Annotated in this window: 24 protein-coding genes; 14 read left to right on the forward strand and 10 right to left on the reverse strand. The window is 53.9% G+C overall.

Features of this window, described 5'->3' with window-relative positions; all coding sequences use genetic code 11:
* Window positions 1–70 precede the first annotated feature (70 nt).
* The 4 genes from GOX61_RS18575 to GOX61_RS18590 are packed head-to-tail and all read right to left on the reverse strand — an operon-like array spanning window position 71 to window position 3,613.
* Window positions 71–823, reverse strand: a complete 753-nt coding sequence (locus GOX61_RS18575; protein ID WP_170336131.1) for an iron ABC transporter ATP-binding protein — start codon at window positions 821–823, stop codon at window positions 71–73.
* Window positions 820–1,704, reverse strand: a complete 885-nt coding sequence (locus GOX61_RS18580; RefSeq protein WP_170336133.1) for an iron chelate uptake ABC transporter family permease subunit — start codon at window positions 1,702–1,704, stop codon at window positions 820–822. The genes GOX61_RS18575 and GOX61_RS18580 overlap by 4 nt, the downstream gene beginning before the upstream one ends.
* Window positions 1,705–1,753: 49 nt before the next feature.
* Entirely contained in the window at window positions 1,754–2,719 is a 966-nt protein-coding gene (locus tag GOX61_RS18585; protein ID WP_170336135.1) for an ABC transporter permease, read from the reverse strand.
* Window positions 2,720–2,722: 3 nt separating this feature from the next.
* Window positions 2,723–3,613, reverse strand: coding sequence for a siderophore ABC transporter substrate-binding protein (locus tag GOX61_RS18590; RefSeq protein WP_170336137.1), 891 nt, complete (start codon window positions 3,611–3,613; stop codon window positions 2,723–2,725).
* A gap of 254 nt (window positions 3,614–3,867) precedes the next feature.
* Here GOX61_RS18590 and GOX61_RS18595 point away from each other — a divergent pair, with 254 nt between their 5' ends.
* Together GOX61_RS18595 and GOX61_RS22640 are read left to right on the forward strand one after the other, a co-directional pair.
* Window positions 3,868–5,844: a TonB-dependent receptor domain-containing protein gene (locus GOX61_RS18595; protein WP_170336139.1), complete on the forward strand. Its 1,977-nt coding sequence runs from the start codon at window positions 3,868–3,870 to the stop codon at window positions 5,842–5,844.
* Between the two features lie 177 nt (window positions 5,845–6,021).
* Complete coding sequence (locus GOX61_RS22640) at window positions 6,022–6,153, forward strand: DDE-type integrase/transposase/recombinase (RefSeq protein ID WP_367646984.1); 132 nt, start codon at window positions 6,022–6,024, stop codon at window positions 6,151–6,153.
* 60 nt (window positions 6,154–6,213) lie between these two features.
* Here the strand turns inward: GOX61_RS22640 and GOX61_RS18600 are convergent, their stop codons facing one another.
* Window positions 6,214–7,227 carry an AraC family transcriptional regulator gene (locus tag GOX61_RS18600; protein WP_170336141.1) on the reverse strand — a complete coding sequence of 338 codons (1,014 nt, stop codon included), beginning with the start codon at window positions 7,225–7,227 and terminating at the stop codon, window positions 6,214–6,216.
* A 112-nt stretch (window positions 7,228–7,339) separates the two neighbouring features.
* Here GOX61_RS18600 and GOX61_RS18605 point away from each other — a divergent pair, with 112 nt between their 5' ends.
* The 4 genes from GOX61_RS18605 to GOX61_RS18620 are packed head-to-tail and all read left to right on the forward strand — an operon-like array spanning window position 7,340 to window position 12,669.
* The gene (locus tag GOX61_RS18605; RefSeq protein WP_170336143.1) at window positions 7,340–9,103 is read left to right on the forward strand and encodes an acyl-CoA dehydrogenase; all 1,764 of its coding nucleotides are present in this window, start codon (window positions 7,340–7,342) and stop codon (window positions 9,101–9,103) included.
* 21 nt (window positions 9,104–9,124) lie between these two features.
* Complete coding sequence (dmdD, locus tag GOX61_RS18610; protein ID WP_170336145.1) at window positions 9,125–9,934, forward strand: methylthioacryloyl-CoA hydratase; 810 nt, start codon at window positions 9,125–9,127, stop codon at window positions 9,932–9,934.
* 16 nt (window positions 9,935–9,950) lie between these two features.
* Window positions 9,951–11,564, forward strand: a complete 1,614-nt coding sequence (locus GOX61_RS18615; RefSeq protein ID WP_170336147.1) for an AMP-binding protein — start codon at window positions 9,951–9,953, stop codon at window positions 11,562–11,564.
* 1 nt (window position 11,565) lies between these two features.
* A complete protein-coding gene (locus tag GOX61_RS18620) occupies window positions 11,566–12,669 on the forward strand; it encodes a dimethylsulfoniopropionate demethylase (RefSeq protein WP_170336149.1) in 1,104 nt (367 codons plus the stop codon).
* Between the two features lie 429 nt (window positions 12,670–13,098).
* Here the strand turns inward: GOX61_RS18620 and GOX61_RS18625 are convergent, their stop codons facing one another.
* Together GOX61_RS18625 and GOX61_RS18630 are read right to left on the reverse strand one after the other, a co-directional pair.
* On the reverse strand, window positions 13,099–13,761 hold the full coding sequence (locus GOX61_RS18625) for a hypothetical protein (protein ID WP_170336151.1): 663 nt from the start codon (window positions 13,759–13,761) through the stop codon (window positions 13,099–13,101).
* A gap of 21 nt (window positions 13,762–13,782) precedes the next feature.
* Complete coding sequence (locus GOX61_RS18630; protein WP_170336153.1) at window positions 13,783–14,151, reverse strand: hypothetical protein; 369 nt, start codon at window positions 14,149–14,151, stop codon at window positions 13,783–13,785.
* Between the two features lie 226 nt (window positions 14,152–14,377).
* Between GOX61_RS18630 and GOX61_RS22670 the strand changes: the two genes are divergently transcribed.
* From GOX61_RS22670 to trhA, 5 genes are all read left to right on the forward strand, one after another.
* Window positions 14,378–14,605, forward strand: a complete 228-nt coding sequence (locus GOX61_RS22670) for a hypothetical protein (RefSeq protein ID WP_254436921.1) — start codon at window positions 14,378–14,380, stop codon at window positions 14,603–14,605.
* A gap of 440 nt (window positions 14,606–15,045) precedes the next feature.
* Window positions 15,046–16,149: a hypothetical protein gene (locus tag GOX61_RS18635; RefSeq protein ID WP_170336155.1), complete on the forward strand. Its 1,104-nt coding sequence runs from the start codon at window positions 15,046–15,048 to the stop codon at window positions 16,147–16,149.
* A gap of 411 nt (window positions 16,150–16,560) precedes the next feature.
* On the forward strand, window positions 16,561–16,818 hold the full coding sequence (locus tag GOX61_RS18640; RefSeq protein WP_170336157.1) for a YjhX family toxin: 258 nt from the start codon (window positions 16,561–16,563) through the stop codon (window positions 16,816–16,818).
* A gap of 8 nt (window positions 16,819–16,826) precedes the next feature.
* Complete coding sequence (locus tag GOX61_RS18645) at window positions 16,827–17,348, forward strand: GNAT family N-acetyltransferase (protein WP_170336159.1); 522 nt, start codon at window positions 16,827–16,829, stop codon at window positions 17,346–17,348.
* Window positions 17,349–17,678: 330 nt separating this feature from the next.
* The gene (gene trhA, locus GOX61_RS18650; RefSeq protein ID WP_170336161.1) at window positions 17,679–18,326 is read left to right on the forward strand and encodes a PAQR family membrane homeostasis protein TrhA; all 648 of its coding nucleotides are present in this window, start codon (window positions 17,679–17,681) and stop codon (window positions 18,324–18,326) included.
* A 427-nt stretch (window positions 18,327–18,753) separates the two neighbouring features.
* Here trhA and GOX61_RS18655 read toward each other — a convergent pair whose 3' ends face one another.
* Both GOX61_RS18655 and GOX61_RS18660 read right to left on the reverse strand, forming a co-directional pair.
* The gene (locus GOX61_RS18655; protein WP_170336163.1) at window positions 18,754–19,638 is read right to left on the reverse strand and encodes a sterol desaturase family protein; all 885 of its coding nucleotides are present in this window, start codon (window positions 19,636–19,638) and stop codon (window positions 18,754–18,756) included.
* 64 nt (window positions 19,639–19,702) lie between these two features.
* Window positions 19,703–20,752, reverse strand: coding sequence for an alpha/beta hydrolase family protein (locus GOX61_RS18660; RefSeq protein ID WP_170336165.1), 1,050 nt, complete (start codon window positions 20,750–20,752; stop codon window positions 19,703–19,705).
* 229 nt (window positions 20,753–20,981) lie between these two features.
* Between GOX61_RS18660 and GOX61_RS18665 the strand changes: the two genes are divergently transcribed.
* The 3 genes from GOX61_RS18665 to GOX61_RS18675 all read left to right on the forward strand — a co-directional run bounded on the left by GOX61_RS18665 (window position 20,982) and on the right by GOX61_RS18675 (window position 23,634).
* The gene (locus tag GOX61_RS18665) at window positions 20,982–21,680 is read left to right on the forward strand and encodes a response regulator (RefSeq protein WP_170336167.1); all 699 of its coding nucleotides are present in this window, start codon (window positions 20,982–20,984) and stop codon (window positions 21,678–21,680) included.
* Window positions 21,677–22,789: an ATP-binding protein gene (locus GOX61_RS18670; RefSeq protein WP_170336169.1), complete on the forward strand. Its 1,113-nt coding sequence runs from the start codon at window positions 21,677–21,679 to the stop codon at window positions 22,787–22,789. Before GOX61_RS18665 ends, GOX61_RS18670 begins: the two co-directional genes overlap by 4 nt.
* Before the next feature lie 230 nt (window positions 22,790–23,019).
* Window positions 23,020–23,634: a DUF2147 domain-containing protein gene (locus GOX61_RS18675; protein WP_170336170.1), complete on the forward strand. Its 615-nt coding sequence runs from the start codon at window positions 23,020–23,022 to the stop codon at window positions 23,632–23,634.
* A 503-nt stretch (window positions 23,635–24,137) separates the two neighbouring features.
* On the opposite strand, the gene GOX61_RS18680 is transcribed toward GOX61_RS18675, so the two are convergent.
* Window positions 24,138–24,968 (reverse strand): alpha/beta fold hydrolase, encoded by an 831-nt coding sequence (locus GOX61_RS18680; protein ID WP_170336172.1) that lies wholly within the window; start codon window positions 24,966–24,968, stop codon window positions 24,138–24,140.
* Window positions 24,969–24,984 lie beyond the last annotated feature (16 nt).

The following is a 24,984-nucleotide window of genomic DNA, read 5'->3' on the forward strand; positions in this document are numbered from 1 at the left end:
TAGGCCAAGACAAAACTGGCGCCTTGCTTTGCCGCCGCGGCAATCGACTAAGTCATCTGATGTGTTTCAATCAGGCTTCAACCAACACCCTGTCCCCAACTCTGAGGATACGAGCGTCGGTTCGAAAGACCTGCTGCATCATAGCATCCGAAACTATGTCACCGGGAGTGCCGCAGGGGCCCAACCGCCCGTCAGTCAATGTAATCATGGTGTCTGCGTAGGCACATGCATAGTTGATGTCATGCAGTACGATCACCACGGTTCGACCGTGATCACGCGTGAGACCTTGCAGAGTCTGCATCAGAGAACGGCTGGCGGCAATGTCGAGATTGTTTAGCGGCTCGTCCAGCAGCACATATTCGGTGTCCTGGGCGAAAACCATTGCCACAAATGCACGCTGGCGTTGGCCACCAGAAAGACTGTCCAAGGGTCGATCGCGGAAATCTGTCAAATCAAATGTTTCAATTGCCTCATCGACTTTGGCAACGTCCTGCGGTCCTGGGCGCCCACGATGATGCGGGTAGCGTCCAAAGCCAACCAGTTCGGCGACTGTGAGGCGGGGGGTAACCTCGGTCGTTTGGGGCAGGATTGCCAATGTCCGGGCCATGTTCCGTGCAGGCGTGGTCTGCACGTCCAGTCCGTTGACCAAGACTTGCCCACTTTGCAAAGGTTGCAATCGTGCGATCAGACTGAGCAGCGTTGATTTTCCAGCCCCATTTGGACCGACCAGCGCCGTGATCCCGCCGCCGGGGATCTGAACGGAAACGTCTTTCAAAACTGGTTTTCCGTTATGCTGATGAGTGATGTTGGAGGCTGTAATCATCTGCGTAAACTCTTCAGAATAAGGGTCAGGAACACCAGCCCACCGACAAGGTCAATGACCACTGACAAAGGTGTGACAAGGCGAAAAACACGCTCCATCAGCAGTTGCCCTCCGACCAGCGTGATGGCCGAGATCAATGCAGCAACCGGTAAGAGATGGGAATGGTAAGGGCTGGGTAGGACAAACCGCGCCAAGGACACAACCAGCAGGCCCAAAAAGGCCACGGGACCGACCAGAGCAGTGGATACCGAGACCAATACCGCCACCAGCAGCAAAGTCACTAGATATCCGCGATGAGGATTCTCACCCAAACCGATAGAGATGTTACGGCCTAGCATGAGTACATCCAGACGAAATCGCATAGACCAGGCGGAGACTACGGCGAGTGCCGTCAGCGGAGCTGCAATGGCCAGCGTGTCAATCGACAGATCGTTGAACCTCGCGTAGCTGGCCACCTGTATGAATGCAAATTCGTTGGGATCGACTATCCTTTGCAGGAATGAGGTAAGCGACCTGAATAATGTAGCCAGTATCACTCCGGTCAGGATCATGCGGAACAAATCCTGCCTGTTGTCCAGCAGCAGGGATCCAAAAAGCAGTAGAGAAACAACCACCATCATCGAGCCCGTTATCAGAAACGTCTTGATGGGTGCCAGATCAGCCACGACCAACCCGCCTAAAGCGTAAACCGATCCGGTCAGGATCAATACATAAAGTGCATCGAACCCCATGATCGACGGAGTGAGGATCTGGTTCCCCGAGATAGTTTGAAACAAAACGGTGGCGGTGCTGACAGCCACACCAACCACCACCAGCGCCAACAACTTGGTGCCACGAAACGGAAGGATAAAATCCCAACCCGCTTTGGCGTCAACGGTCATGTAAGCTACGCAAATCAAGGCGAAAGCCAGGCTCAGGCCGGCCAACAATTTAGTAGGCACTGCGTGACCTCGAATACAGGATCATCAAGAAAAACACTGCTCCGATCACGCCAAAGACCGAGCCCACTGGGATTTCGAAGGGAAAGCGCAGTATGCGCCCCAATATGTCAGAGATCAGCACCAGCCCGGCTCCGGTCAGCGCTACTAACGGCAGGGTCTGGCGCAGGTTGTCGCCATAGCGCCGCGAGATAATGTTGGGTACGACCAATCCTACAAATGGGATCATGCCCACGGTTACCACGGTCAGCGCCGTTACCAGGGAAATCACCAGCAGCCCTGCCGCCATGATCTGCCAATAGTTCACACCCAACCCGGTCGCCATGGTTTGCCCCATACCGATGATCGCCAATTGATCTGCAATCAGATAGACTAGTCCCCCAGCCAACGCGGCCAGCCACAGCAGTTCGTAGCGGCCTTTCAGAACGCCGGAAAACTCACCCGTGGTCCAAATTGCAATGCTTTGCTGCAAGTCAAACTGATAGGCGAAGAACACGGATACTGCCCCCAGGAGCGCACCATAGATCAGCCCTACCAGCGGCACCAACAAAGGTTGGGTTACTGGCAGACGCCGAACGATGGCCAGAAATCCCAGCGAAGCGGCCAAGGCGGTTGTTGCTGCCAATCCCATGCGCAGGATCAATGGCGCGGTCGGGATCAGAATTGTAGCCAACAGTATCCCCAAAGCTGCCCCTTGTCCGGTGCCCGTCGTCATGGGTTCTACGAACCGATTGCGAACGATGGCCTGCAGAATGATGCCAGCCATGGCAAGAACAGCGCCTGTGATAAGAACGGCCAGGGTGCGGGGTAGGCGGATGACAATCAGAACGCGTAGTGCTTCGGGATCACTAAATGCTTGTTCCCACGACAGCTTGATTACACCAACACCGAGCGAGACTACTGACAGGGCCAGAATTACACCTAGCCCTACCCATATTTCTAATCGCAGTGTGCGCACAGATTAATCAGCCTCAAATGCAGCTGCGATCTGATCCAAAGTCAGCGTCATGGATTGGATGCCGCCTGCCGCAATATAAAGCGGCGTGCTGTCGAGATAGATGACCTTACCAGTCTCCCAGGCTTTGGTTTCCTGCACCAATGGGTTGTCCAGAACGGTCTGCGCGGCGTCACCATCTTGCCCGATGGCAGCCATGCGGTCGATTACAATCAGGACATCGGGATTGGCGTCATGGATAAACTCAAAACTGATCGCTTCACCATGGGTGGAGGATTCGATATTTTCGACAGCCGGCTTCAACCCCACCGTGTCGTATAGCCAGCCAAAGCGTCCTTCAGGGCCATAGGCTGAGATTTTGGGGCCGTTGGTCATTACGACAAGAGCTGATCCTTGACCCGAGGTGGAATTGCGTGTCGCTTCAACTTTAGCTTCGAACGCTTGCGCAAGCGCGGCGGCCTCTGCCTGCTTGTCAAAGATTTCGCCATAAGCTTCCAAACGGTCCAGGCCCTGGCCCACTGTGTCTTCCCAGATCGTCATGTCGATTGTCGGGGCGATCTTGTTCAGCTTGGGCACAGCCTTGTAAGACCGACCGCCGGCTATCACCAGATCAGGAGCAATTGCAGCGATTGCTTCGTAATCTGGCTCGAACAACGTACCGACATGCGCGGCGCTGTTGGTCGCCTCTGCCAAATAGTCCACATAGACTGGGTGTATCGTGGCATCTGGTACGACTCCCAGAGCCAGCAGACTGTCCAGAGCAGCCATGTCAAACACAGCGATTTTGCCAGGTGTGACAGGTACATCCTGATGGCCACGATAGGTTTCGATTGAAACAGTTTGCGCCGAAAGTGGTGATGCCAGCAGACACAACGCAACAGCGAGCTTTTTGTACATAACAGTCCTCATGATCAAGGCTTGGCTGTCACGATGACTGGCTGAGCGGGGGTCCATAGTGTTCTGGCACATGGGACAGTCCAGAACTAGGTCGGTTTTCTGAGTGAGTGATTTTAGCGTGGCAGGATCGGTGTTTCTTCCCTAATTGTATTTTATGTGTTGAAGTACAATTTTGACTGTGCCAAATAACCGCAAATCGGTAGCCATTCAACCACCTAGCCAAACGATAAAAATACAAAAGAACGGGTTAGGACATGAAAGCACACCGATATCTGGCCTATGTTGCCACTGGCTTGCTGCCGCTGGCAGCACATGCAGAAGATGACATATTCTTGGGGACAATTTTGATTTCAGCACCAACTCTGGAAGATCCGGAAGGTGAGGAAATCGATATCACCAGCGACGAACTGGCACTTACCAATCCTTCTGATCTTTCTGAGTTGTTTGTGGCGGAGCCGACTGTACAGGTTGGCAGCTCGATCCCATTGTCTCAGAAACTCTACGTCAACGGAATTGAGGAAAACAATCTGGCAATCTCTATCGACGGAGCGCGCCAGAACAATAAGATCTTCCACCACAACACGACGACTTTGGTCGATCCGGGGTTGCTCAAGGCCGCGCGGATTGATCCCGGTGTAGCCCCTGCGGACGCAGGTCCCGGTGCACTTGCGGGGGCCTTGGCCTACGAGACCAAGGATGTAGCGGACCTGCTGTCCGAAGACGCCAATTTCGGGGGTAGGTACCGGTTCGAGTATCAGTCGAACGGTGACATCGTAGCCAACAGCCTCACGCTCTATGGCCAACAAAGTGGCTTCGAATACTTGGGCTACCTAAAATACGCGACCGGGAACACGCAAAAGGATGGTAGTGGAAACGAAATCATCGGGTCCGCCACAGACTTGTTAAGCGGATTGGTAAAAACCGCATATCAAACTGAGGAAGGCAGCCGGTTCGAGCTGTCGTATGAACGCGTCAGAGATGACGAAGTGCGACCCTATCGGGCTAATATCGGTCAAATCATTGGTGGGCGTCCCGTGCCACTCACACGCCCATATGATCTGAAACGCGAGAACGTGGTTTTCACTTATACCGAAGCCGAACCCAAGGGGTTGTGGGACCCCAAAGTTCTTCTTGCATATAGCAGTTCCGAACTGTTCCTGGACGAATCCGGTCTGCCGACGAACCAGACTGTTTCCGGCAAGACCGACAGTTTCAACGGTGAGATCTCCAACCGCTTCGATTTTGGGTGGACCGAAATCAATGCCGGACTGGATTTCTACAATGATACTGCTGATACGGACTACAAGTCACTGCGGTTCTCAAATCGGGATGAAGCGGCTTCAGAGAAGCTGCGGAACATTGGTGTTTTTGCGCAGGTCCGTATGCGGCCCAATGATCGGACTGACCTTTCCTTCGGTCTGCGTGGCGATTTTCAAGACTTCACCGGAGTTGACGGTTCCAAACAGTCTACCAGCGGAATTTCGGGTAACTTTGCGGCGCAATACAACATCACGGATCAATTCACCGTAAGCGCCGGATATTCGAATGTCTGGGGCGGTATCGAACTGGCTGAGAACTTCATCATGAACCCAGCCTGGAGCTATCCGGCAACAGGGATCGAAGATGTTACCTCCGAAAACGTGTTTGTCGCGGCCAAGTATGATGTTGGAGTCTGGGTGGCTAACGCCAAGTACTTCCATACTAAAATTGACAATGCCCGCGCTGCATCCTATCGCGCCGGGCCAGCGGAGACAGCGGATCTTGAATCTAAGGGATACGAACTGGGCTTTGGATATGCGTGGAATGGTGGCTTCGTAAGAGTGGGCTATGCCAACATTGATACGGACATCAATGGCCGCACCGCGGACTCCTTCACCGGTAACTATCTGACTATGCCGATGGGCGAGTTTGTATCATTGCAAGCAGCGCATCAGTTCAACAACGGGGTTCTAATTGGTGGCGATGCACAAGTGGCGTTTGACTACGATGACACGTACGATTTCGCTACAGGCGGGCGTGGTCCAGAACTGCCAGGTTACACCGTAGTCAACGTATTTGCTCAATACTCTCCGAAAAAGATGCAAAACCTGACCCTTCGGGCCGAGGTTAGCAATCTATTCGATGAGACTTATGCAAACCGCGCGACCTATGGGCAAGAATTCGTGGGTGAAGTGGTTGCTCTGAACGAACCAGGTCGTTCGCTGCGCCTCATGGCAGAGATCGAGTTCTGATACGTAATTGAGAGAAAAGACGGGGTTGGCAATTGAATGTTGTCAGCCCCCATTTTCGTTGCGTTCGGAGCTTTTTACCAGTGCCTACCCGTGTCCGACCTTTAGAGATCGCATCCATGAATCTGATTGAGCTGGTACTGGTGAGTGAAGAGGTACTCGCCGTTGGTTGCAGCGCGGGTGCAATCGAAGAAACAGCCAACGCTGAAATTCTGGCCTATCAACGAAAACTATCTACGTGTTCTCGGCAAGCGGATGTACCTCTATCGGGCTGTCGATAAAGCAGGGAAACACCGTTCCGTTAGGAACTAGATCATGAAATAGCCTGGGTTAAATGAAGGCGATTTACCCTAATTCGCCGGTGCTCAGTTCTTATGTACGGTATGACCCAGGCGTTCGGTTTGTCCACTTTCGGAAGGCCCTATGAAAGTTCGCAGGGGCCGAGAAGCCCGTGTCAAACGCGATTTGATCTATGCTGTCCGTGCTTTGCTGAAGAGAACGGATCGCGATGTCTCGGCGCAGGGCATCTTTGATGTCCTGAAAGGATGTCCCCTCATCTTTCAAGCGTCTGTTCAAAGTCCGAGGCGTCATCTTAAGAGCCCGGGCAGCATCCGGAAGCTGGCAAGTCTGCCATGTCGCTCCATAAAGAAATGCTCGGACTCGAAGACTATTTGTATGGGCGCGTGAACCAGTAAAAATCCAATCCAGCGGCGCGCGTTCAAGAAACGCGGATGCCTCGGCAGGACTGCGGCTTATCAAACGGGTGAACTGGCGTGGGTCAAAGCGAATGCAGGTTTCTGGGGTATCGAACTCGACGGGGCACGGGAAGACAACCGAATAATCGGCTGCAAATTCCGGGCGGGCAAAGGCAAAGCAAACCGTTTGCACCGGTGTTTCAGACCCGCTGAGCCAGGATAGCAGCCCATGCGCCAGCTTCAGGATCAGCATGTGGCCGAAACGCTGCGGCTGAGTTTCGCCTAAGTAAGGTACCAATGCCAACTCCACTTCGTCCGGTTTGTTCCGCAAGTCAAAGTAGAAGTCATCCAGAAGCAAGTTCCAGAACGTCGAGAACCGATAGAGAGCCGAGGTCAGGCTGCTCGCTCCGCGTTGAACCGTCACAAGATGCTGCAATGCGCGTGGCCGGATCGGTCGGCTCCAGAGACCCATCATTTCGTCCCCAGTCTCAGGCGCGGCAAGTTGATACAGCCGGGCTATTTCATTCAGTGTGACACGTTGAGTTGGTGCCATCGGACTGGTTTGAAGGCCCGAGCGTTCAAGCAGCGAATCCATCTCTTCCACAGTGCAACGAGACCCAAGTGCATCTAGCCAATCCTGAATAAATGCCGCTGAAACCGTCGTCAGAGAGATGGGGTCATTGCTGGTCATAAGAATCTCTGTTTGGCGTAATCGGATACTATTTTGTCAAGAAATGAGCTTATCGACAATCCATAGGGCAGATAAATGACGCGAAACCATAATGACCGCCAGGGAGCCTGGAATGTCCTATCAGCCGCCCGTTCAGGATTTGATGTTTTGTGTCGAGCACTTGTCCCACTGGGAGAAGGTGTCGTCGCTGGCCGCATATTCGGACTACGACTTGGAGGATATTGGTGCTGTTCTCGAAGGCTATGCCCGGTTCTGCGGTGAGCAGATCGCGCCTTTGTCCCATATTGGAGACACTTTGGGGGCCCGGTTTGGCAACGGGCGCGTGACTATGCCTGAGGGCGACGCGCAGGCCTATGCACAGTTCGTCGAGATGGGTTGGCAGGCCCTGACCCACCCGGTGGAATACGGTGGCATGGGGTTGCCGCGAACCGTCGGCGCAGCAGCCGTGGAAATGCTGAATGCCGCTGATATGAGCTTTGGCCTCTGCCCACTCCTGACTGATGGGGCCATTGAGGCGCTACTGCTGACGGGTTCGGATGATCAGAAAGCCATGTACCTTGAACCGCTGATTGCTGGACGCTGGTCCGGCACGATGAACCTGACGGAACCACAAGCGGGCAGCGATCTGGGGCGCGTGGCGACCAAAGCGGTGCAACGTGCGGATGGCAGCTATGGCATCTCAGGAACGAAAATTTTCATCACATATGGCGCTCATGATCTGACCGAGAACATCATCCATTTGGTATTGGCCCGTACACCCGACGCACCTGCCGGGCCTAAGGGGCTGAGCCTGTTCATCGTGCCGCAGAAGCTTGTGGAAGCGGACGGGACGGTAGGATCAGAAAATACGGTCAACTGTGTGAGCATCGAACACAAACTTGGTGTTCGCGCCAGCCCGACGGCGGTTCTGGAATACAATGATGCCACGGGGTTCTTGATCGGCGATGAAAATCGCGGGTTGGAATACATGTTCATCATGATGAACGCAGCGCGGTTCTCCGTTGGTGTGCAGGGTATTGCGACTTCTGAGCGGGCCTACCAACGTGCCCTGGCCTATGCACGCGAGCGGGTGCAAAGCCGTCCGGTGAATGGTCAGGCCAAAGATGCAGTCGCCATCATTGAACACCCGGATGTCCGCCGTATGCTCATGCGGATGCGCAGCCTGACGCAAGGCGGTCGGGCCATGGCAGCGGCGACCGCTGGGTTGTTGGACATCGCACATCATCAAGACAATCCGGAGATGGCTGCCCTGGCCGAATTCATGGTTCCGCTGGTCAAAGGTTTCTGCTCGGAACGTGCAGTTGAGGTCGCATCGCTGGGCGTGCAAATCCATGGCGGCATGGGCTTTATCGAGGAAACCGGTGCCGCGCAGCATTACCGCGACGCACGCATTCTGCCGATTTACGAAGGCACCACCGCCATTCAGGCCAACGACCTTCTGGGACGCAAGGTAATGCGCGACGGCGGCGAAACTGCCCGCCGCTTCGCAGCTCGGATAAAGGCAACCGAAGCGGAACTGGCCGACGGTGACGCAACGGCGCAAGCTATCAGCACAAGTCTTGCGCAGGCGCGCGGCGCGTTTGAAACCGCATTGGATTGGTTGTTGGAAAACTGCCGAAAGGACATCGATGCAGCCTTTGCGGGCTCGGTCCCGTTCCTGATGTTGGCGGGTACGCTGGCGGCGGGATGGAAGCTGGCGAAGGGTGCGTTAGCCGCGCAGGATGCGCTGGATGCTGGACAGAAAACGCAATTCATGTCCCAGAAAATTGCCACCGCCCTTTTCTTTGCGCAGCACATTTTGCCTGAATGCATGACCGAACACACTCGCATTCTGTACGGCTCGCGCAGCCTGCTTGATGCGGCTTTTGCCGAATAATTCCTTGAAAGGACCTGACCCATGAATGATGTCGTGAACCCTGACACTTACGAAAACCTCGCGATTTCAGAGCGTGAGAACGGTCTGTACGTCGTAACTTTGAACCGCCCTTCAAAGCGCAATGCGCTGGATGTGGCCACAATCGAGGAACTGATCCGCTTTTTTAGCGGAGCACGTATGGCTGGGGTCAGAGCCGTGGTTCTCGCTGGTGAAGGCGACCATTTCTGCGCGGGTCTTGATCTGGTTGAGCATTGGAAAGCCGACCGTAGCCCGGATGACTTCATGCATGTCTGCCTGCGTTGGCATGAGGCATTCAATAAGATGGAGTATGGCGGTGTGCCGATCATTGCTGCACTCAAAGGTGCCGTTGTCGGCGGAGGACTGGAACTCGCCAGCGCGGCGCATATCCGGGTGATCGATCCGGGAACCTATTTCGCCCTGCCCGAAGGCCAGCGCGGGATTTTCACCGGTGGTGGAGCGACAATCCGTGTTTCAGACATGATCGGCAAGTACCGCATGATCGACATGATCCTGACGGGCCGCGTCTATCAGGGACAAGAGGCCGTTGATCTGGGATTGGCGCAATACATCACCGAAGATGGCGGCAGCATGGCCAAGGCAATGGAGCTGGCAGAACAAATTGCGAAGAACCTGCCACTGACGAACTTTGCCATCTGTTCTGCGATTAGCCACTTGAACAACATGTCCGGCATGGATGCCGCCTATGCAGAGGCTGTGGTGGGTGGAGTGGTCAATACCCAACCTGCGGCCCGTGCGCGCCTGGAAGCTTTTGCAAACAAAACCGCCGCCCGCGTGCGGCCCAACAGCTAACTCAGGCGGAACCGGGATGCGTCAGCAATTCGAAGCTCTTCAAAAGACGCGGGCAAACCATGTGCCCTTGTCACCGATATCTTTCCTGCGCCGCGCCGAAAATCTGCACGGCGCGCGAACGGCGGTGATCTATGGCGACATTCAAAGAACATGGGCCGAAACTGCAACCCGCATTCGCGCTGTGGCCGGTGGGCTGGTCGAACTTGGCGTGCAGAAAGGCGACACGGTTTCAGTGCTGAGCCCGAATGTCCCGGAACTCTTTGAGTTGCACTTTGCCCTACCGTTGACGGGCGGTGTCCTCAACACACTGAACACGCGGCTGGAGCCGGAAACCATCGCCTACATTCTGGATCACGCGGACACGAAGCTGGTGATCGTGGATCAGGAGCTTGTACCGCTTTTGTCGAAAGCCTTTGAACTACTTGGTCGGACCTTGCCAGTGGTCGAAATCGTCGATCCTGCGGTCACCGGTGAGAGCCTTGGTGGGCAAACCTACGAGGCGTTGACTGAAGCCACACCGCTACCAATAGAACTGCCCGATGATGAATGGGATGCCATTGCGTTGAACTACACGTCCGGTACGTCCGGTCGCCCGAAAGGCGTTGTCTATCACCATCGCGGGGCCTATCTGGTGGCGCTCGGCACAGGGACAGCTTGGCAGATGCCGCCTTACCCGGTCTATCTGTCGGTGGTGCCGATGTTCCACTGCAACGGCTGGGGGCACCCGTGGTTGATGGCCATGCTTGGCGCGACTGTCGTGTTTACTCGTGTTCCGGCGGCAGACCGTATTCTGAACGCGATCCGTACCCATGGCGTGACTCATTTCGGTGCGGCGCCCATCGTGTTGCAAATGTTGGCCGAAGCCGCGAGCGACGCGGCCCCATTCGATCCTGCAATCCGCGTTTTGACGGCGGGTGCACCACCGCCGCCTTCGGTACTGGAAAAAACCCGCTCGATGGGGCTCGACGTCATGCAGGTCTACGGCCTGACAGAGACCTACGGCCATATCTCACAGTGTCTTTGGCAGGATGACTGGGACCAACTCAGTCCAGCGGAGCAAGCCGAATTGCAAGCGCAGCAAGGCATCGCCTTTCCGATGGTCGAAGAGGTCACAGTGATCGACCGTAACAGTGACACACCCGTAACACGCGATGGTGTTACACAGGGCGAAATCGCCATTCGGGGCAACACGGTGATGGCGGGGTACTACAAGGACGCCGAGGCCACGTCGAAAGCTTTTGAGGACGGTTGGTTCTGGTCCGGCGACGGCGCTGTCTTACATGAAAACGGCTACATCCAGATACGTGACCGCCTGAAAGACGTTATCATTTCCGGCGGAGAAAACATTTCTTCGGTCGAGGTCGAAGCAGTACTCTACCGCCATGAGGCCGTACAGGCCGCTGCCGTGGTTGCGATGCCACACGATAAATGGGGCGAAGTCCCCTGCGCCTTTGTCGAATTGCGCGAAGGTGCCGAAACAACATCTGACGAGATCATAGCCTTCTGCCGCGAGCATCTGGCCGGGTTCAAGGCCCCCAAAGTCGTCGTCTTCGAAACTCTTCCCAAAACCTCCACCGGTAAGATTCAGAAGTTCCAGCTTCGGGATCGCGCCAAAGCAATGGACCTTTGAAATGCGCCTGCTGTCCCAATCCCGTCGCCTGCGCCAGACACCTTTTTCAGAGGGCGTCGAAGACAAAGGCGTTACCGCCTACACCGTTTACAACCGGATGCTGCTGCCGACGGTTTTCGAAAGCGTCGAGGCCGACTATCGGCATCTCAAATCTCATGTTCAGGTCTGGGATGTATCCTGCGAACGGCAAATCGAACTAAACGGCCCGGATGCTGGTCGCCTTATGCGGCGATTGACACCCCGAAATCTTGAGAACATGCAGGAAGACCAGTGCTACTACGTACCAATTGTTGATGAAAACGGTGGCATGCTGAACGACCCGGTGGCGATCAAACACAGCGAGGATCGCTGGTGGATCTCAATCGCCGACAGCGATCTGTTATTGTGGATTAAGGGTTTGGCCGTTGGTGCGGGCATGGATGTACGCGTGTTTGAGCCTGACGTTTCACCCTTGGCAGTGCAAGGACCAAAATCAGATGACCTGATGGCCCGGGTCTTTGGCGAAGAGGTGCGCGACATCCGCTTTTTCAGGTATAAACGATTAGCGTTTCAGGACACGTCATTTGTGGTGGCGCGGTCTGGCTACTCGAAACAGGGCGGCTATGAGATCTATGTCGAAAATGGTGCCTACGGTATGCCACTGTGGAACGCCCTTTTCGAAGCCGGAGATGATCTGAATGTTCGTCCGGGATGTCCAAATTTGATCGAACGGATCGAAGGCGGATTGTTGAGCTATGGCAACGATATGACCATGGAAAACTCGCCGCTGGAGTGCGGATTGGGCAAATTCTGCAAACCGAACGAGAACAGTGACCACATTGGCAAGCAAGCACTTGCCAGCGAAGTTGAAACTGGCTCGACCCGACAGATCCGCGCGATTTCCATTCCAGGAGATCCCGTGCCCCCAGCTCGCTCGGCTTGGCCTCTGTTCGACGGTCGAAAGCGAGTTGGTCAAGTTACTTCAGCTGCTTGGTCGCCAGACTTCGATACAAACGTCGCAATTGGAATGGTGGATGCCGGTTACTGGGACTCCGGTACGGAGCTTGAAGTACAAACTCCAACGGGTTTCCGACGAGCAGATGTACGAGGTTCGTTCTGGATATAGTCTAGGTTGGTTGCGAGAGAGTGCGGAACCCTAAGCCAAGCGAAAGCTGTGAGCGATACTTAAGCTGCAACACCTGTCGATAGTCAGGGTAGGGGCCTCATCGCTTTCCTCTAGCATTTTTTCCGGAAACACCTCTGAGGGCGTCTTGCATCTCAGGCACTTTCTTTGTGTCGCATTGAGGCGGTCACAGATCATCTTCAATTCAAGATCTGAGACCGTCCGGATGTCACGCTTAGTCAAACCAATCAGATATGCCAGCTGTTGAAAATTGATCCGCTCGAAGCGCGGTAAAGAGCCGACTACATATCCAGAATGGCTTCTAGGTGGCTGGGTCAATCACTTGACCCGACCACCTTTGATTAAAAACCTAGTTCCGTTTCATTGTAATCTTCACGCGCACTAAAGCTGTGACCAAGAACGAAACGCTTATTAGCTCTGATTTGTCTCAAATTGAGCAGTATGCGCTGCTCTTGTATTTCCGATAGGGCGGCCGATTGGCGGTTTGTTGGGGTTATCTTTCCATGCATTGAACTTGAGGGCTCCGGTTATGGCTTTCCCAAACGCATCAATGTACTGACCAGCGGACATGTCTTGAATTTTCTGCTCTGCGTCCTGTGTGATGGCTCCATCAGTGGCACCGACACGCGCGTTCGTCTCAGTTGAGCCGTTTTCAATATCCGTGCTGGCTGACAGGAAATGTGCTTCACCATCAAGGTAGAAATCACTGTCCGCACTCAGTGACCCGCCCGTATCAAGAGGACCTGTGCCCACATTCTGCGATGCGTCTAGCGGGGAGAGGTTTGTGATACGATTGACCATTTTGCCAGTGACAGTCGGAAATTCCTGGGCGTTTCCCATATCTTGCGTCGCTTCCAATGGTGAGAGGTTAGCAATTTTCCGTGTGACGGTTGTCGAAGTATTCGCTGCATCATATGCCATGTCCCGGGGCGTCTCAGATCGGCCAATTTGGGTGCTTTGATTAGCAGTGCCATCCGAGTGTTCACCCGGTCCTGCCATGGCCGATCCTGCCGTCAGTGCAATCACCAGTGCGGGTACGACACTGAGGTTTTTGATTGTGCTGAAGCGTTCCATTTCCATCTCCTTATCTTGTGGTTACAACTCCAACTTAGGAACGAGACAGCTTTGGTTATTGTGAGAAGAGCTCAGTTTTTTGGGGCTTTTCATCAACCAGCCACGCTGTGACTTGGCCGGTGATTTTGTCGTATGTAGTTCTTCGGGGGCATTCGGCTCGTTAATCTGGCGCCGCTCCGCCTCAAATTTCACAAGGTCGATCGGAAAGTCCGCTTTCTGCGCATGGTTGTCGTTAGTTTCACTCAATCCTGCAAATGCGGCGAACTGCAGCTTTGTGGCCGTTTTGGTGGGCCAACCAGCTCTAGAGGCTGCATTTTCCGGTATTGACCGGTATGAAGCGCCGCGCCACATCAATCGTTGCTTGGGGTAAATGGCAGTTTTGAGCCGCAATTGATGGCGATCCTGATGACCCCACGAACAGGAGTTGCTCTGCCTACAAGGCCAGCTATAAGACCCGAGCTGACGTTGGTTTCAAATTAGGATACCGCCAGTCTACTGGAAAGATGGCACGACAGTTTCACAATGAGGCACAGATGGGGTCGTCATTGGAGACAACTGGAAAAAAGGGGCTGGCTGAGGCAATCTGAAGATCCACGCCTAAGCACGAGGTCTTAGAATGCCCCTTTATAATGACATGTTCGAACTGTCGGTCGAGGACATTGATCTTATCGAAACCTCTCTGCGACGCGCAATGGCTTCACTATCTCATGAAACAACCGGTGAGCTTGAGGGTGAAAGATTGGAACGGGAAGAGTCATTACGCCGTATTCAATCGCTCTTAGGCAGGCTTCATGATCAGAAGATTTTCTACCGACCCAAGAGCGGTGTTTACGTGGGAGGATAAATTGCACCCCCCACCGCTGCGCCTGATGTTAGGTTGATGCGGTAAGAAGCCTCCATCACACTAGCGCCTCGGATATCGAGCTGTTGCCAGTTCTTTAGATCAGTGGGCGTTTCAACGCGTGCCGACATTACTGGCAATGCTTGGATCGTCGAAACATGAAAAAAGGGCATAAATTCTAAGGTGTTGCATTCAATGCAGGTGAGTCTCAACAATTCGGGCTCACTATTTACGTTCTCCGACAATGGTTGCCGGATCACCTTAAGGATCAGACTGCGGCTACGACAAAACTGGGTAGGGTTACCAACACATCCAAAGGGAGATTGCGTTGCAAGCCAACAATACTTAGGCATAAAACAAGTACATTTCGGTGATACATAATGTTCGTAAGATATTTGGCTTCGATCTCAGCCCTGATTTGTGTTGTTGGGCTTATTCTTGCGTTGGTTCTGTTCTACGATCCAATTCGCGCGAAATGGATGGGCACTAAAAATTCGAGCACTGCAACTACCGTAAAAACCGTTATCGAGGTCGGACCCCAACCAGTCGCTGGAAAAATTTACCCACACCTGAACGCATATGTACGTTTTCAGACGGGTAACAAAGGAACTCAGGAGTTTTCATACCAGTTACGAATGCTTGAAGATTTCAAATTTGCAACTGAAAACCCTCAGAGTCTCTGGCTCGAAACTATGCGCCCTGACTGGCCCCAGCACCCCGATGTTTCGCCCATCATTGGAAATTCGTGCTTAGAACCGCATCGTGGCGAGGCACTGACGAACGACAAAGACCTCGCGCTTGCTTATTCAAATTATGTGGTCTGCCGTGTTGTCGCCGAGAAACCTGATGGGTTTGATGGCATCTATGACCAAGATGCATCTCCCAAAGCGGTCATTGGGCTGCTCTGGGGCGCACCTAATCATCAACCAGTTTCTTTGTCGCGAGAACGCTGTACTGCCGAAGCACGCATTTGGGCAACCACGATTGCGCATCCCGATGACAAGTTCATTCTATGTGTCATGGTTGTGGATGCCGCAGAAGGTGTCGTTGAAAGCTATGCCTACGAACTGTCATCAGATTATGTTTTTACCTTGCCACAAAATGAGTCCGAGATGACATCGCGGTGGCGGCGCAATCCGACCAAGCAGCGAGCTTCGGCCAACCTGCAAACGTATCTCCAGATTCAGGATTGGATCAAAAACGATAGTGGCCGAGAACAAGCACTGAGAGAATCTGGGCCAGGCATCTTGTCTGCGGCTTCAGAAACACGACCGTCGCGAGATTTCAGCTTTATCGGGGGCGCCATCTCAGATCAGATGATCACGCTGACGATTGAAGTTCGAAGACCGAACGAGTTTCGGACTTGGACAGGCAACATGGCGGCTCGCAAAGCGGCAAGCTGGCTGCGAAAACCATTGTGTAATTCGGAACATGGCGCGGCTCTATTAGCATATCAGCAAAATGTAACGAGCTTCCGCGCGACTTTTGTAAAACCGGACCAGTCCCCGCTAAGAGAAACATGGCTACCGCCAATGCTCTGTATCTGAGGCTCGATGATTGGGGAGTTTTATGTCGACGACAACTTTGTCCGCCCAGCCTCAGTTCGTGCACGACGTAGCGAAATACGGGTGCGTCCTGGGCTGGTCACTCGTATCCAATGCGGCGAGTTGGCGGAACGAGCCTGATATTACCGAATACTGCAGTTCGGTCGAATGGCGGTTTATTCACATGCTTGGAAATTTTTTGGACACACTCGTATTGACGATACTTGGAACGAAGACTAGGTGCGTCGCATACTTGAGGCAGATCGCCTCTCGTTATGGAGATTTTATGAAAGAGTCCCGGGCCTAACGCCCGTTCCTGGCGAAGCGAATGCAGGAACACCAACATTGATAGGCACACTCACGCGCTACGCTGAGTGACCTGTTTCTGTACCTTCATAAAATCGAGACATCCCAATGAACATTTCAAAGCACGAGCAACGTGTTTTGCATGAACTCGCCTTAGGTGGCGAGATTAAATATACGCGCGCCGACAACGGAAAAGTGAAATCCGTTCAGTGTTTTACCCGCGACGGCTTTGTCTTCTCGGCCTGCACAATGGACGTATTCAAACGTCTCAAGGACAAGCGCTTCATCAAATCAAGAAATGGCGGTCCCTACCGGATTACCCATTTGGGCAACCAATCCGTTCGCGCACAAATGAACCAAAGATAGGAATGAAAATGCACCACGCAGAAATTGAAGCCATCGTGGAAGTCCACCGACAGGCGTTTGGCGAGGCTGAAGGAGCAGAAATAGCTCAGCTCGCGAGAGATTTTCTCGACCAATCAAAGACAATCTCGATCAGTGCAGAGCGTGATGGGAAGATCGCGGGCAACGTGTTGTTCACACCGTTTGTTTTCAAAGACCACCCTGACACAAGTTGCTACTTGCTGGCACCTTGCGGGGTCTCGCCGAAGTATCAAGGCCATGGTGTTGGCAAGGAGATCATGGAAGCCAGCATAAATCACCTCAAATCCATAGGAACAGACGCTTTATTCGTGTTGGGAGTGCCGTCATTCTACCCCCGTTTTGGGTTTACCCCGACCGACAAGCAGACGCCGTATCCAGATCTCCTGACAACACCGGAGGCATGGATGACACTGGAGCTAACTGCAGGTTCGGTCGAAAAGCTGAGCGGTAAAACGATAGCGATCACACCGTTCATGCACTCACATTGGTGGGACACGTCGCAGCACGGGTGAAACCATATTTCATCCTCAACTCAAGCAATAACCAGACGTTCAATTTCGCAAGTTGAATGTCTGGTTCATCCGCGCAGCCCACATTTGCTAGCTATCGTGAATTCGCATGTCCAGAACGAGCCCCAGAGCCAACATTGACCGATATTTTGAACCTGGTTCATGGGGCACATCGCAAACAAACACAAAACAGACGTTGGACATATTGAAGAACAAAGGAGAATTCGCAGACAGAGTGGTCATCTGTCATAGCGTCGAGATCTGACGTGCCGGAAGCATGGACACTCCACGTCTCTCGATGTAGCGCCAAACAAACCTTTGCCCGGAACCAAAATGACGGAAACGACATATCCAAGCCCTGTCAAAGCGCACCGCCGTGCCGACATTGTCGTCCATGCGATCGGGTTGGTGGCAATCCTGATGGCAGGCGGGTTACTTATTTATAAGTCCATCCTCGGTCTAGAACCTAAACTGGTTCTTGCGGTCGTGGTTTATGTGCTTTGTGCGCTGTCGTCCAATCTGGCATCCGTCGCCTATCACTTTTCCACATGGCACCACAGGCGCAGACTATTGCGACGCATTGATCACGCCGCGATCTACTCCAGCATTTCGGGTACCTTCACTCCTTTTTTCGTCTTAGCAGACACGACGTGGACGATGGCGCTGCTGTGGATTTGTTGGGGGCTGACAGCCGTGGCCGTCTGGAACAAAATCACAAACGAAACGGTCAAGTCTCGATGGTCTACCGCATCCTACCTTGGACTGGGTGCAATTGGGTTGAGTGCCCTTCCTGACCTCACGAATGTACCTATCACGACGCTGTGGTGCATCCTGGCTGGGTCTGTCGCCTACGTCATTGGAACGGTGTTTTACGCCCAAAAAACTTTGCCTTACCGGTATGCTGTTTGGCACACATGGGTAAACATTGGCGGAGCCCTGATGTTTGCGGGCATATGGATAGCCTTATCCACTCAATGGTAAATTTTGCAGAGGCAGGGAGTAACTGTTTCGCAACCGGTATGCTGGATACTACAGGGGAAAACAGGTCTGCTTAGGACTCATAGGACCTGTTGTGTCTCACAGCAGAGAACAGCTTCATTAAGCCCATAGCCGCCATCGCCATTCCGTCGAGACGCCGCAACACGGCAACCCCTATCGGTGAATTAGATGGCCAGCGATCGTTTCATCGCGATCGCTCGGGCCTGAACCAGACAGTAAAATGACTGCTGAAAACGGTCCTTCTGCTGGCAGTTTGGTAAACTCTCCATCAAAGGTGGCGCTGCCACCCCCGGCAAATTCAACCTGTTCGACTAGGTAGTGCTGCGCTCTTGGGTCTTGAGGACGCGGCATGCGAAGAAAACTGCGCGGCCAGCCTGAAAACCGATGCCAGAAAGGACAATGGCGCGTTTCATCTTTGTGCTGGTTTCTTTCCGTCTTGCCGGTCCTCTGCGCGCCAACCGGGTGAACGAAAAAGGTATCCTACGCCATCGGTCCAACTTTCGGCATGACGCATATCCCGCCAGATGTTTGTGTATTCCTTGAAGTTGATCACAAGAGGATTGTGGGAATTGACTGGTGTTGTGATGCCATAAGCGACAGGTTCGACCTCGGGCTGATAGGTGCCAAACATACGATCCCAAATGATGAGGATGCCGCCGTAGTTCTTGTCGATGTATCTTGCGTTCGATCCATGATGAACACGATGAACCGAAGGTGTATTCAAAACCCCTTCAAGCCACCCCAGCTTGCCGACCTTTTCGGTGTGGATCCAGCTCTGGTAGGCGACAACAACGACCAGGCCAACAACTGTTTCGGCGACGCTGAAGCCGAGCAGGATCATGGGGATGAAGAAAACCCATTCTATGAGTGCATCCATCCATGAGATACGCAGAGCTGTTGAGAAGTTAAACTCGGGTGATGAATGATGAACGCTGTGGTTTGCCCAGAACAAGCGCACTTCATGTTCGCAGCGATGCATCCAGTAGTAAGTAAAATCCGCCACGAGCACCGCGACCGGAATTGTCCACCAGCCCTGGGGTACATGGAACACCGCCAGAGGTGTCGCAATCAGCAAGCCGACAACAAAAACCAGACCATAGGCCGTTCTTTCAAGAAGCGCACTAACGATGGCAATAGACCCGTTTGCCAGAGTTTCACCATAGGATTTACGGCGTCCTCGCGCGACATCCCAAACGGTCTCGGACACGACGGAGAAGAGAAACGCGAGCCCGAGTATCCCAGTGGCCTGGAAAACTGCTTCGTAAACGGCAAATTCTGATTCAAGTTGATCCATAATGTACTCTCAACACTCAGTTGATTTCCAGCCGTAAGGGGCTGCTCAGATTAGTGGCCGTTACTCAAAACTGGTGCTGAGCCGATGAGACCCACCGGGCAACGAGACCGGGCGCGTCATTGGCAAAAGCATCCGCGCCGAACAGGTCGATCGCAATCAATCGTTTTGTCAAAGCCGGACCCGTGGTTACCAGCCGTTCAGTTTCCGTTGGAAGCAGTGAGTGATCCGCTCTGGGCAATACAACAATGCGATCAGCTCCAGGTGTTCGCGTAAGAATGTCGCGATAGACCGAGGCACTTTCCGCGTAGTCCACATTCAGGTCTTTATCCCCGAACAGCGCAAGAACGGGCACATCTACCTTACGCAGATCTGCCCGCACGTCGCTCTGGAAGTTCGTTTTGACGAAGTGCCATCTGTCCTCTGACATAGAATCGCGGCAGCAAGCTGGGGCATCCTTCACGAAACGGCTATAGGTCCGATAATCCGCGTCTTCGTCCATCATCGCCACGATCATATGGTCGAAAACGAGGGCTTTCTGGATTTCCGCATTGGTGGCACCTTCCAGTCGAAGTCTGTTACGGGTCGTGTATTTTGATTGATCAATCCAGTTGATCGCACCGGAAACGGAAACCATAAAAGTGAAACCAGAATGCTGGGCGATAGCTTTCGGCATGACCCAACCCGCCTGACTGAACCCCATGAGCCCGATCCTTTCCGGCTGAACCCGTGCATCACTGCGTAATTTGGCAGCAGCCGTCGCGACCTCATCGGCGCGGTCCTGCATGGACTGATTCAACCAGTTGCCCGTGGAGTCGCCAACACCGGGCTTGTCCCAGGAGTAAACTGCAAAGCCGGCATCGTTGAGGGCTTGGATGAAAGGTTTATAGTAACCGTAGGCGTCCCAGCGGAGGGCTCCGTCGCCATGCACTAATATGACTGCCGGATGGGGCCCGGGTGTCTCAGGCAGAAGGAGCCTTCCGGCAAGCGTATCATCTGAATGCCTGAAATTCAGCCGCTCTGTGCCTGCCGCGTCAGACCACGCACCCTGCAGCAAAAGCAAGCAGCCCAAAAACGCGATAAACACACCACAGGCAACGTGACTCGAAAAAGACATGTCCGGTCTCCTAATTTGGTCTCTCGGTGCGGGTTGCTGCGCTGCCTTCACCGACTTCGCCAATCAAGTTGTCAGCCAAGGAGATGGCCACTGATCATCCAACGGCGGCGGAGAAACGGTCCAGATTTGGTGGAGAGCTGCGCCCTGTCTTCACCAAATCTCCACAATGCGTGGTTAAGGACTACACGCGCGCGGGGTAGGGTGGCGGCAACCAGAAGGGAAATTGACCATGAGCAATGATCTGATCCTCATCGCCGAGGACGAGCGCGAGATTGCAGAGATAATCAAAGCCTATCTGGAGCGCGCCGGATTCCGCACCGTAACTGCGGCAGATGGTGATCTCGCATTGTCTCATTTTCGCCAGCTCAAGCCCGCGCTCGCCCTGCTGGATGTCAAGATGCCGAAAAAGGACGGTATCGAGGTACTGCGCGTGATCCGGCAGAGCTCGGACACGCCGGTTATCATGGTCACCGCAATGGCCGAAGACATTGAGAAGATATCGGCGCTCCGGCTGGGCGCGGATGACTATGTGGTCAAGCCCTTCAATGCTCTGGAGGTGGTGGAGCGGGTCAAGGCCGTGCTGCGCCGTTCGGGCCCGGACGTCTGGCCAGAGGAACGACCGGTGACAGTCGGCGCACTAGTCATTGACAAGAGCGCTTACTCTGTCTTCGCGATTGACGATGACACACGCGCACCTGTCCCGCTCACACAGACGGAATATGCAATCATTGCTCATATGTGTCGCACGCCCCAGCGCGCATTTTCCCGCGCAGAGCTGATCGATGCCTGTGTGCCCGAAGGCGATGTGTTGGAACGCACGATTGACAGCCACATCTCAAATGCGCGCCGCAAACTCGAAGAGGCAGGCGTTTTAGGTTTTCTGGAAACGGTTCGTGGCGTCGGCTACCGGCTGGAACCGTTGACATGAGCAGCCGTCAGTGGAAGCTCCGCACCCGACTGTCGCTCTCGATGATTTTTATCGCTCTGACTGCGCTTGGAGTTTTCATCGTTGGCATGGTCACCTTCTATTTGGCCGCGCAAGATATTTGGCTTACCAGTCTCAGTGTTGCAAACCAGGCCACACTGCAGGCCCTGATCAGGGACGAAACCATCTCGCCTGACGCCCTGACATCTCTCGTTAGTGCGTTTTCGATCTATTGGGGCGAAGGCGGGTATGCGCAGGCGGAGTTTGCCGCTCTGATTGCGCTGGTTACAATTGCTGCGCTTGTGTCTGTCGTGACTGGAATGTTGGTTGCGCGCAGGTTGAGCGCACCAATTGAAAGCGTAACGCGCGCCGCGCATGAAATCGCGCAAGGCAACCTCAGGCTGGATATTCCCGAAATCGAAGGCGGAGCCTCCGAAACGCAGGAGCTGCTGGCCGCTTTTCGAGTTATGACACAAGGCCTGGAAAAGGCCGAGCGTGAAGCCACGGAGTCTTCTGCTGCAATCGCACATGAGTTGCGAACGCCTCTTACCATTTTGCGTGGCCGTCTCCAGGGCCTTGGTGATGGGGCTTTCTCGCTGTCGAAGGAAATGACTGACGGGCTGATCGCGCAGGTAGACTCTCTCTCTCGGATTGTCGACGAACTCGGCCTGCTCTCGCGACTGAGTGCAGGTCGTTTCGTTCCGCAAAGTATTGAGGTGGACCTTGTTGAAGAGGTCGAGCGGGTGATAACAACGATGCGCCCCGATCTGGACCGGCTTGGAATGCGGATGGAGTTTTCGCTGAAACCGGTGGATCTGCTTGCTGATCCAGTCCTTATTCGTCGAGCGCTGGCAGCTCTGATCGAAAATGCGAGCCGATATGCAGCTTGTGGTGAATATCTAAAGATAGGGACGTTTGCTGACGGCCAATTCGCCTATCTCTCGGTCGCTGACTGTGGCCCCGGGATCGCCCCCTCTGATCGCAATAAGGTTTTCGAGCGCTGGTGGCGTGGCGAAGCGTCTCGCAACCGCTCAGAAGGAGGAACAGGGTTAGGATTGTCGGTGGTTCGGGCGATTTCCAGGGCGCATGGAGGTGACACTGAAGCACAGTGAAACGGTGAACGAGGAGCGGTGTTTATATTGAAACTTCCATTGCAGTCTTCAGCGGAAGGCTGTGAGAAGAAGATTGCAAAACCGCATCGCTTTTTTGGGTTTAGATGAAACGATCGATTTGCCAAATCGCATAAGCACACATCTCCACACAACCTCCACCAGGTCTGGGCAACCTCCTAACGCTCCGCCGCTATTTTGCAGGAAACTCGGCGCGTTGGAGGGAATGAGCCATGAAGATCGGCGCAAGATGGTACAGACCAAGGCAGAACAATCCCGTTCGAGACATGGCACTTGTCGCGTCAATTGCCCTTGGTGCCTGCGCCCAAGCGGACCAGGACACGGGAATGGTGTCAAGAAACCCAAGTCCATTAGAAGGTTACTGGGGCTTGGGGGAGACACCTAACACTGTTTTTCTGGAACCCTGCAAAGCCGGGTCAGAAAAACTCTGCGGCAAACTTGTTGTCTTCGAAGGCGATCCAGACGCGCGCGACGTGCTGAACCCAGACCTCCTCAGCTGGGGGCAAAAGATCTGCAACAGCGTTATTGTCTTTGATCTGACCCCCTCAGAGGAAACACAAATTTACACTGGGCGACTGTATGATCCTGACGAGGGAGAAGTACTGAATCTCATCGTTTTGGTGAAATCCGCCGACGTTATCGAAGCGCGAGCCTTTCACGGCGCTAGCGTAGATGAGGCCGTTAATCTGGTCGTATCCGCTGTCACCGGTGAGTTGCCAATCTTTGAAACTATTTCCATTGCCACCCGCGCAAGCATCGGCAAGAAGCATCTGGGAAAAAACTACACCTGGACACGTGTGGAGCCACCCCAACATCAGTGCAGTTGAGCAAAGGAACACGATTCTGAATGCCGCGCCATTCTTCCAGTAAGAAAACACAGCCGTTTATAATACTTACGGCTCACTCATTTGGACGCAATTAGGTATACCCAACACGTCTTCATCGTCCGTCTTGGAGCTGCGTGACAACCATCATGTGCAGATAGCCTGGATTGAGGTACTCCACTTGAAATTGACGCTTGAAAAGGGTCTGTCGGAGCGATCACATACCAAGAACAAAAGCGAATTCAGAGACTTCGCTATGGGATTTGCCAATGCTCTGATGAAATCAATCCGACTAGGCCACGCACCAATAGACCACTTTTCTAGTGTCGCGTTCCCGTCAAAGTGGTTTTGAATACGACGGGCGGTTTGCGGACCTTCTCCGCAACTTCGATATCTCCTGACGTCACACAAGGAAGCTGACGGCCGGGCGTTCATGTTAGCTTGTACTATCGTACCCCGCTGCCAAGTACAGGTTCACTAGGAGAGAGACGGGGATATGTAGCCCGTCATTCCGGCTCTCTGGCAAATTCGGCGAGCAGACGGTTGAATTCTGCGGCCCGCTCGATGTTGACCAAATGGCCAGTCCCGGGAAACCGGTGCCATACCGAGTTGGGCAAAGTGTCTTTTAGAAAGGCATTTGTCTCGCCAACCAGGTAGTAGTCCTCGTCCCCGGTCACCAGAAGCACCGGCTTTTCGAAGGCTTTCAACCGGGCCTCATCCTCAAATAGGGATCGCCGGTTCCAATGCACGGTCGATAGCACATGAACAGCGCCTTCGGCAGATTGGTTGCGCAGGTTCGACGCATAGATGGCCCAATTCTCGGAATCGTTTCTCTGGAAGCTCTGATAGGCAGGATCGTCTTCGAGTACCGAAACTGCGCCATCACCGCCGAGCTCTTCGCGCAGATTAGCTTCATGGCTGACCCATTCCCCCCTGTAGCGGATCCGCTCCTTCTCATCGCGCGGGCCGGAGCTGTTGCCGACAAGGGTAGCGCTGGCGACGCGGTCAGGATGGTTCAACGCGAAGTCGAGGCCGGTGAAGCTGCCCATGGACGTCCCGACGATGTTGGCCTTTTCCAGTCCGAGGTGATCCATCAGGGCCAGCAGGTCGCCTGTGGACTGGGATTGCCCGTATTGGCTGCGTTTCTCCGGAACGGCCGAGGGCAGAAAACCGCGCGCGCTAAAGGTGATGCAGCGGAAGGATCGTCTCAGTTCCTCTACCTGCAGGTGCCAGCTGCGGTAGTCGCCGCCGAATTCGTGGACAAAGACAATGGGGGCGCCGACCCCGGCCTCTTCGTAGTAGATTGAAATGCCGTCAAAGGATTGAAATTCGGGCATGTACTGTGTCCTGAGT

It is taken from the genome of Ruegeria arenilitoris (genome assembly GCF_013030265.1).
Lineage (GTDB): Bacteria > Pseudomonadota > Alphaproteobacteria > Rhodobacterales > Rhodobacteraceae > Ruegeria > Ruegeria arenilitoris_E.

What these genes read in the sequence shown, in the direction of transcription:
- GOX61_RS18670 (WP_170336169.1), top strand. Translation starts at nt 21,677, where the DNA reads ATGAGCAGCCGTCAGTGGAAGCTCCGCACCCGACTGTCGCTCTCGATG.
- dmdD (WP_170336145.1), top strand. Translation starts at nt 9,125, where the DNA reads ATGAATGATGTCGTGAACCCTGACACTTACGAAAACCTCGCGATTTCA.
- GOX61_RS18605 (WP_170336143.1), top strand. Translation starts at nt 7,340, where the DNA reads ATGTCCTATCAGCCGCCCGTTCAGGATTTGATGTTTTGTGTCGAGCAC.
- GOX61_RS18575 (WP_170336131.1), bottom strand. Translation starts at nt 823, where the DNA reads ATGATTACAGCCTCCAACATCACTCATCAGCATAACGGAAAACCAGTT.
- GOX61_RS18675 (WP_170336170.1), top strand. Translation starts at nt 23,020, where the DNA reads ATGAAGATCGGCGCAAGATGGTACAGACCAAGGCAGAACAATCCCGTT.
- GOX61_RS18580 (WP_170336133.1), bottom strand. Translation starts at nt 1,704, where the DNA reads ATGACCGTTGACGCCAAAGCGGGTTGGGATTTTATCCTTCCGTTTCGT.
- GOX61_RS18655 (WP_170336163.1), bottom strand. Translation starts at nt 19,638, where the DNA reads ATGGATCAACTTGAATCAGAATTTGCCGTTTACGAAGCAGTTTTCCAG.
- GOX61_RS18680 (WP_170336172.1), bottom strand. Translation starts at nt 24,968, where the DNA reads ATGCCCGAATTTCAATCCTTTGACGGCATTTCAATCTACTACGAAGAG.
- trhA (WP_170336161.1), top strand. Translation starts at nt 17,679, where the DNA reads ATGACGGAAACGACATATCCAAGCCCTGTCAAAGCGCACCGCCGTGCC.
- GOX61_RS18660 (WP_170336165.1), bottom strand. Translation starts at nt 20,752, where the DNA reads ATGTCTTTTTCGAGTCACGTTGCCTGTGGTGTGTTTATCGCGTTTTTG.
- GOX61_RS18665 (WP_170336167.1), top strand. Translation starts at nt 20,982, where the DNA reads ATGAGCAATGATCTGATCCTCATCGCCGAGGACGAGCGCGAGATTGCA.
- GOX61_RS18620 (WP_170336149.1), top strand. Translation starts at nt 11,566, where the DNA reads ATGCGCCTGCTGTCCCAATCCCGTCGCCTGCGCCAGACACCTTTTTCA.
- GOX61_RS18645 (WP_170336159.1), top strand. Translation starts at nt 16,827, where the DNA reads ATGCACCACGCAGAAATTGAAGCCATCGTGGAAGTCCACCGACAGGCG.
- GOX61_RS18625 (WP_170336151.1), bottom strand. Translation starts at nt 13,761, where the DNA reads ATGGAACGCTTCAGCACAATCAAAAACCTCAGTGTCGTACCCGCACTG.
- GOX61_RS18615 (WP_170336147.1), top strand. Translation starts at nt 9,951, where the DNA reads ATGCGTCAGCAATTCGAAGCTCTTCAAAAGACGCGGGCAAACCATGTG.
- GOX61_RS18595 (WP_170336139.1), top strand. Translation starts at nt 3,868, where the DNA reads ATGAAAGCACACCGATATCTGGCCTATGTTGCCACTGGCTTGCTGCCG.
- GOX61_RS18640 (WP_170336157.1), top strand. Translation starts at nt 16,561, where the DNA reads ATGAACATTTCAAAGCACGAGCAACGTGTTTTGCATGAACTCGCCTTA.
- GOX61_RS18590 (WP_170336137.1), bottom strand. Translation starts at nt 3,613, where the DNA reads ATGTACAAAAAGCTCGCTGTTGCGTTGTGTCTGCTGGCATCACCACTT.
- GOX61_RS22670 (WP_254436921.1), top strand. Translation starts at nt 14,378, where the DNA reads ATGCCCCTTTATAATGACATGTTCGAACTGTCGGTCGAGGACATTGAT.
- GOX61_RS18600 (WP_170336141.1), bottom strand. Translation starts at nt 7,227, where the DNA reads ATGACCAGCAATGACCCCATCTCTCTGACGACGGTTTCAGCGGCATTT.